This is a genomic window from Paraburkholderia sediminicola, assembly GCF_046027825.1.
GTDB classification, from domain to species: Bacteria; Pseudomonadota; Gammaproteobacteria; order Burkholderiales; family Burkholderiaceae; genus Paraburkholderia; species Paraburkholderia sediminicola_D.
In genome coordinates, this window is the sequence record NZ_JAQQDU010000004.1 from 170,859 (window position 1) to 177,580 (window position 6,722).

Consider the following 6,722-nt stretch of genomic DNA (forward strand, 5'->3'; position numbering starts at 1 on the left):
CATTTGCTCTACAATCTTTTTTCTCCAGTCTGCGAGTGATCAATGGTTCCGCACCTAGTTACGGCGTTAAACGGCCCGCTGCTCGACCTCGAGCGGAAGATCCTCGACGCTACGCCCGCCATCGAACGCTGGTTCCGGCTCGAATGGCAGGAGCACACGCCGCCGTTCTACTGTTCAGTCGATCTGCGTAACGCGGGTTTCAAGCTCGCGCCGGTCGATACCAATCTGTTCCCCGGCGCATTCAACAATTTGCCGCAGGAAGTGCTGCCGCTCGCCGTGCAGGCCGCGATGGCGTCGATCGAGAAGATCTGCCCGGACGCGAAGAATCTGCTGGTGATCCCCGAGCGCCATACGCGCAACGCGTTTTATCTCGAGAATGTCGCCCGTCTGGCCGCGATCATGCGTCAGGCAGGCTTGAACGTGCGTTTCGGCACGCTCGACGAAAGCATCGTCGGGCCGGTCACGATTGCGCTGTCCGACGGCCAGAAGCTCGTGCTCGAACCGCTGGAGCGTTCGCAGCGGCGCCTCGGCCTGAAGAATTTCGACCCGTGCTCGATTCTGCTGAACAATGATCTGTCAGGCGGCATTCCGCCCATTCTGGAAAATCTGCACGAGCAGTATCTGTTGCCGCCGCTGCACGCAGGCTGGGCCGTTCGCCGCAAATCGACGCACTTCTCCTGTTATGACGACGTCGCGAAGAAGTTCGCAAAGATGGTCGAAATCGATCCGTGGATGATCAATCCATACTTCGCGCATGTCGAAGGGGTGGATTTCCAGGAGCGCACGGGTGAAGAAGCGCTGGCGGATGCGATTGACGGCGTGCTCAAGAAGATCGCCAAGAAGTACCGCGAGTACGGCATCTCCGAGAAACCGTATGTCGTCATCAAGTCGGATGCGGGCACGTATGGCATGGGTGTGATGACCGTGCACGACGCGTCGGAAGTGGCCGCGCTCACCAAGCGCGAACGCGCCAAGATGGCCGCCACCAAAGACGGTCTCGAAGTGCATGACGTAATCGTGCAGGAAGGCGTGTACACCTTCGAGCGGATCGGCGAGGAAGTCGCCGAGCCGGTCGTGTACATGATCGACCGTTACGTGGTGGGCGGCTTCTACCGTGTGCACGGCAGCCGCGAGCGCGATCAGAATCTGAACGCCCCCGGTATGCACTTCGTGCCGCTCGGCTTCGAGCATACGGCCCTGCCGGATGCGCACGCCAAGCCTGGCGCGGCGGTGCCGAACCGCTTCTATATGTACGGCGTGGTGGCGCGGCTCGGGTTGCTGGCCGCATCGGTCGAACTGGAAAAGACCGATCCGGAAGCCATTCAGGTTTAAGCCACGCGAGGTGACGATGGCGGCATGCGTGCCGCCATCGTCATTCTCAGCGACTATATTGACGATCAATGCCAAGCCCTAAGGGCGCACCGGAATCCTCATGGACATTCTTTTCATCGCTGATCCGCTCACGCAGTTCAAGATCTACAAAGATTCGACCTTCGCGATGATGGCTGAAGCCGCGCGCCGCGGTCACACGCTCTACACGTGCGAGCCGAAGCATCTGGCGTGGACGGGCGGCGACGTCGAGGCGAACGTGCAGCGCTTTACGATTGTCGGCGACGTGACGGACCTGCATCGCGACACCTGGTACGCCGCTGAAGCGGCCGTGCCGAAATCGCTGAAAAGTTTCAGCGCGGTGGTGATGCGTAAAGACCCGCCGTTCGACATGGAATATGTGACCTCGACGTGGCTGCTGGAATTGGCCGAACGCGGCGGCGCGCGCATTTTCAACAAGCCGCAGGCCATTCGCGATCACTCGGAAAAGCTGGCGATTGGCGAGTTCGCGCAGTTTGTCGCGCCGACTTTGGTGACACGCGACGCAACCCGTTTGCGCGCCTTCCATGAAGAACACGGCGACGTGATCCTGAAGCCGCTCGACGGCATGGGCGGCATGGGTGTGTTCCGCGTGAAGGCCGACGGCATGAATCTCGGCTCGATCATCGAGATGCTGAGCCACGACGGCGCGCGTTCGGTGATGGCGCAAAAGTTTATCCCCGAGATCAAGGACGGCGACAAGCGCATTTTGCTGATCGGCGGCGAAGCGGTGCCGTTTTCGCTCGCGCGGATTCCTCAGGGCAATGAAGTGCGCGGCAACCTTGCGGCGGGTGGACTGGGCGTGGCGCGACCGCTTACCGAGCATGACCGCAAGATCGCCGACACGCTCGCGCCGGTGCTCGCCGCGCGCGGTCTGCTGTTGGTCGGGCTGGACGCGATCGGCGACTGGCTCACCGAAGTGAATGTGACGAGCCCGACGTGTTTCCGCGAGATCATGGATCAGACCGGCTTCGACGTCGCAGCGATGTTCATCGACGCACTGGAGCGCGCGGCAGCTTGAGGGGCAGCCCTTGAATGGCTGGCATAGCCCCCAAACTGTGTAGTAAATCCGCATCAAGCGAAACACCGGCTTTGGCGCGAAAATGGGCCTGATACAATGCCCGCTCTCCCGCGCCAAGCCGAATCGATGGCGTCTGCCGGACGCTCAAGGCATGGATTGCGGACTGTAAACGAGCTGTTTTCCGCTCGCGCCGTCGCGACATCAGGCGCCGCGGGCCGCTCGTCAGATGATGCGTTCCGGCCCTCACGACCTACGGCCGGTCGAGGGCGCTTACGAACCGGGCTTCGTCCCGGTCCACGGTTCGGGGCCGTTCTTTTGCAGTAAGGCTGACATGGCAGGCATTCTGATCATTGCGCACGCTCCGTTCGCCACCGCGTTGCGCGATTGTATTTCGCACATCTATGGTGGCTTGCCGGCTCGTATCGGCGTGATCGACGTATCGCCGGATTGCGATCCCGCGCAGCAGGTCGCGTTCGCGCATTCGGAAATCGAGCGGCTCAAGGAAGAAAACGGCGCACTCGTGCTCACCGACATGTTCGGCGCCACACCGGCGAATATCGCCGGGCGGCTCGCTTCGGTGCCGAACGTCCGCGTGCTGTGTGGCGTCAATCTGCCGATGCTGGTGCGCGCGGTTTGTTATCGCACGATACCGCTCGACACGCTGGTCGACAAAGCGCTCGCTGGGGGCACCAAGGGCGTGCACGCAATCGGGCCTGCCACGCCGGCGCCGGTTGCCCCACCCGCGGAGTCTGGCGACTGTTTGCCGGCTTTGCCGCCCGCTGGCACTCCCGCTTCCGCGGACTGTTTGTCCGCCTTGCCGCCCGGCGCCGACCTGACTCAGAAAGGCGGCTCGACCGGATTGTAAGCCGGGTTGTACGCGGTTCGCACAGCTTTAAACGATTGCGATTGGGCTGCAAGCTGATCGCAACTGGTTTGCAGTTTCACCTTTCACCACAACACTTACCCGCGCTTCGGACCATCACATGCTGCAACAGGAAACGACTATTGTGAACAAGCTGGGGCTGCACGCGCGCGCGTCGGCCAAGTTGACGCAACTCGCGGGCAACTACCAGGCGGAAATCTGGATGAGCCGCAATGGCCGCCGTATCAATGCAAAGAGCATCATGGGTGTGATGATGCTGGCCGCGGGTATAGGCAGCACGGTGCTGATCGAAACGGAAGGCACGGACGAAAAAGAAGCCATGGACGCCTTGTTGAAACTGATTGCCGATAAATTCGGCGAGGGTCAGTGAATCCGCGCGTGCCTCCTGCCTGACGCAAAATGCCGCGGTGGTCCGCGGCATTTTTTTTAGCGCGAGAGAATCGGTGCATGCATGAGCGGTGCGAGGGTGCATGAGCCGGTTGTGCTGACGGCGCGTGGAGGGCGTTGCCGGAACGCAAGGCGGATGAAGGCGCATTGTCGTGGTCGGTTACGGGTTTTCGTGCTGCGCTGCACACAGCCCTAACGCACTTGCAAAGGGCGCGGAATTTATAATGGCAAAGAGAGTCTGAGAGCATTGCAGCGGTTTGCCGCGGCATCACACAACTAGAGGAGGTGCGCGTGTCCTTCACGCTGCATGGAATTCCCGTGTCACGCGGTATCGCCATCGGGCGGGCTTATCTGATCGCCCCGGCCGCACTTGACGTAGACCACTATCTGATCGAACCCGCCCAGATCGAGGGCGAGATCGAGCGCTTTCGCACGGCCCAGCAACTGGTGCACCGGGAGCTTGACGCGTTGCGCGCCGATCTCGCGGCAGACGCGCCGAGCGAAATGGGCGCGTTCATCAACGTTCATTCAATGATCCTGAACGATGCAATGCTCGTGCAGGAAACCATCGACCTGATCCGCACGCGCCGCTACAACGTCGAGTGGGCGCTGACCGAACAACTCGAGCGCCTGTCGCGCCATTTCGACGATATCGAAGACGAATACCTGCGCGAGCGCAAAGCCGACATCGAACAGGTGGTGGAGCGCGTGCTGAAGGCGCTCGCCGGCGCATCGGTGGCGCTGGTGGATGGGGTGCACGGTACCTGCGACGAGATGATCGTGGTGGCGCACGACATCGCGCCGGCCGACATGATGCAATTCAAAACGCAAACGTTTCAGGGCTTCGTCACTGATCTCGGCGGACGTACTTCGCATACGGCGATCGTCGCGCGCAGCTTGGGCATTCCGGCCGCGGTTGGCGTGCAGCATGCGAGCCAGCTGATCCGTCAGGACGACCTGATCATCGTCGACGGCGATCATGGCATTGTGATCGTCGATCCCGCGCCGATCGTGCTGGAGGAGTATTCATACCGCCAGAGCGAAAAGGCGCTGGAGCAGCGCAAGCTGCAGCGGCTGAAGTTTTCGCCGACGCAAACACTCTGCGGCACGCGCATCGAACTCTGCGCGAACATCGAACTGCCGGAAGATGCGCGCGCGGCGGTCGATTCGGGCGCAACCGGTGTGGGCCTGTTCCGCACCGAGTTCCTGTTCATGAATCACAAGCACCATTTGCCGGAAGAGGAAGAGCAGTTTGCTGCCTATCGTCGCGCGGTCGAGTTGATGAACGGCTTGCCGGTGACGATCCGTACGATCGACGTCGGGGCCGACAAGCCTCTCGATTCGATGGCCGGGGGCGAAGGCTACGAAACCGCACCGAACCCCGCCTTGGGGCTGCGCGCGATCCGCTGGAGCCTCTCGGAGCCGCAAATGTTCCTGACGCAACTGCGTGCGATTCTTCGCGCGTCGGCGTTCGGCAAGGTGAAGATTCTGATTCCGATGCTCGCGCACGCGCAGGAGATCGATCAGACGCTCGATCTGATTCGCGAAGCCAAGCGTCAGCTGGACGATGCCGGCATCGCCTACGATCCGAACGTGCAGGTCGGCGCGATGATTGAGATTCCGGCCGCCGCGATTGCGTTGCCGCTGTTTCTCAAGCGGCTCGATTTCCTGTCGATCGGCACGAACGATCTGATCCAGTACACGCTCGCGATCGATCGCGCGGATAACTCGGTCGCGCATCTGTACGACCCCTTGCATCCGGCGGTGCTGCACCTGATCGCCTTTACGCTGCGCGAGGCGAAGCGGGCCGGTGTGCCGGTGTCGGTGTGCGGCGAGATGGCGGGCGATCCGGCGTTGACGCGTCTATTGCTCGGCATGGGCCTCACCGAGTTTTCGATGCATCCGAGCCAGTTGCTGGTGGTCAAGCAGGAAGTCCTGCGTTCGCATCTGAAGACGCTCGAGAAGCCGGTGGCCGACGTGCTGGCTTCGTTCGAACCGGAAGAAGTGCAGGCTGCGCTCAAGCGTGTTGTGCTGGCCTGAAACTGAAAACCGGCCGGGCTTAAATGGAAAACGCCGCACATGTGCGGCGTTTTTTTTTCGACGTGTTGGCGGGGCTCAGGCCTGATGCCGTTGCCCGCAGACTGGGCAATCCGGCTGGCGCGCAATGCGCATCGTGTTCCATTCCATGCGCAGCGAATCGAGCATCGTGAGGCGGCCCATCAGCGGCGTGCCGATTTCGCCGATTACTTTGAGCGCTTCAGCCGCTTGCATCGAACCGATGATGCCGACCGTGGGCGCGAACACACCCATGGTCGAGCACGCGACTTCCTCGAACGGCTGATCCTCAGGGAACACGCACGCGTAGCAGGGCGACGCAGCGTCGCGGAAATCGAAGGTGCTGATCTGGCCATCGAAGCGCAGTGCCGCGCCCGACACCAGTGGCACGCCATGTTTCACGCACGCCCGATTGATCGCGTGGCGCGTGGCGAAGTTGTCGGTGCAATCGAGTACGACGGTGGCGTGCGGCACCTCGCGGTCGAGCCATGCATCGTCGACGCGTTCGGCGACCGCGTTGACCACTACCTCAGGATTGATCTGCTCGATCGCTTCGCGTCCGGACTCCACCTTCTTGCGCCCGACCGACGCGGTCACATGCAGAATCTGCCGCTGCAGATTGGTCAGGTCGACCGTATCGGCATCGACCAGCGTCAAGCGGCCGACACCTGCCGCCGCCAGATACATGGCTGCAGGCGACCCCAGGCCGCCCGCGCCGACAATGATCGCGTGCGCGTCGATAAAGCGCTGCTGCGCCTCGATGCCGATTTCGTCGACGAGGATATGGCGGGAATAGCGGAGGAGTTGATCGTCATTCATGGCGAGGCGCGTGGAGTGTCGCGCAATGAGATGCAGGACCGGTGGTCTGCCGTGCGCGGTCTGGTTATTTTAATCGCGCGGGGAGCGGGTGCTCGTGCTGGTACCGGGTATTGCAATGTGGACTGCCGCGTGTCCGGCTCCGTGGGGTTGACGCCGGGGAGGCGCGGGGCACCCCGCGGGGGTGGGGGG

The 6,722-nt window shown here is 62.0% G+C and carries 6 protein-coding genes; 5 read left to right on the forward strand and 1 reads right to left on the reverse strand.

Features of this window, described 5'->3' with window-relative positions:
- Window positions 1–42 precede the first annotated feature (42 nt).
- From gshA to ptsP, 5 genes are all read left to right on the forward strand, one after another.
- Complete coding sequence (gshA, locus tag PQQ96_RS03890; RefSeq protein ID WP_074285565.1) at window positions 43–1,332, forward strand: glutamate--cysteine ligase; 1,290 nt, start codon at window positions 43–45, stop codon at window positions 1,330–1,332.
- Between the two features lie 100 nt (window positions 1,333–1,432).
- A complete protein-coding gene (gene gshB, locus PQQ96_RS03895; RefSeq protein ID WP_408288997.1) occupies window positions 1,433–2,389 on the forward strand; it encodes a glutathione synthase in 957 nt (318 codons plus the stop codon).
- A 331-nt stretch (window positions 2,390–2,720) separates the two neighbouring features.
- Window positions 2,721–3,254: a PTS sugar transporter subunit IIA gene (locus PQQ96_RS03900; protein WP_408289000.1), complete on the forward strand. Its 534-nt coding sequence runs from the start codon at window positions 2,721–2,723 to the stop codon at window positions 3,252–3,254.
- Window positions 3,255–3,372: 118 nt separating this feature from the next.
- Entirely contained in the window at window positions 3,373–3,642 is a 270-nt protein-coding gene (locus tag PQQ96_RS03905; RefSeq protein ID WP_054035732.1) for an HPr family phosphocarrier protein, read from the forward strand.
- Window positions 3,643–3,950: 308 nt separating this feature from the next.
- Window positions 3,951–5,699, forward strand: coding sequence for a phosphoenolpyruvate--protein phosphotransferase (ptsP, locus tag PQQ96_RS03910; RefSeq protein WP_408289003.1), 1,749 nt, complete (start codon window positions 3,951–3,953; stop codon window positions 5,697–5,699).
- A 75-nt stretch (window positions 5,700–5,774) separates the two neighbouring features.
- On the opposite strand, the gene PQQ96_RS03915 is transcribed toward ptsP, so the two are convergent.
- Entirely contained in the window at window positions 5,775–6,533 is a 759-nt protein-coding gene (locus tag PQQ96_RS03915; protein WP_408289006.1) for a HesA/MoeB/ThiF family protein, read from the reverse strand.
- Window positions 6,534–6,722: the final 189 nt, after the last annotated feature.

What these genes read in the sequence shown, in the direction of transcription:
- gshA (WP_074285565.1), top strand. Translation starts at nt 43, where the DNA reads ATGGTTCCGCACCTAGTTACGGCGTTAAACGGCCCGCTGCTCGACCTC.
- gshB (WP_408288997.1), top strand. Translation starts at nt 1,433, where the DNA reads ATGGACATTCTTTTCATCGCTGATCCGCTCACGCAGTTCAAGATCTAC.
- PQQ96_RS03900 (WP_408289000.1), top strand. Translation starts at nt 2,721, where the DNA reads ATGGCAGGCATTCTGATCATTGCGCACGCTCCGTTCGCCACCGCGTTG.
- PQQ96_RS03905 (WP_054035732.1), top strand. Translation starts at nt 3,373, where the DNA reads ATGCTGCAACAGGAAACGACTATTGTGAACAAGCTGGGGCTGCACGCG.
- PQQ96_RS03915 (WP_408289006.1), bottom strand. Translation starts at nt 6,533, where the DNA reads ATGAATGACGATCAACTCCTCCGCTATTCCCGCCATATCCTCGTCGAC.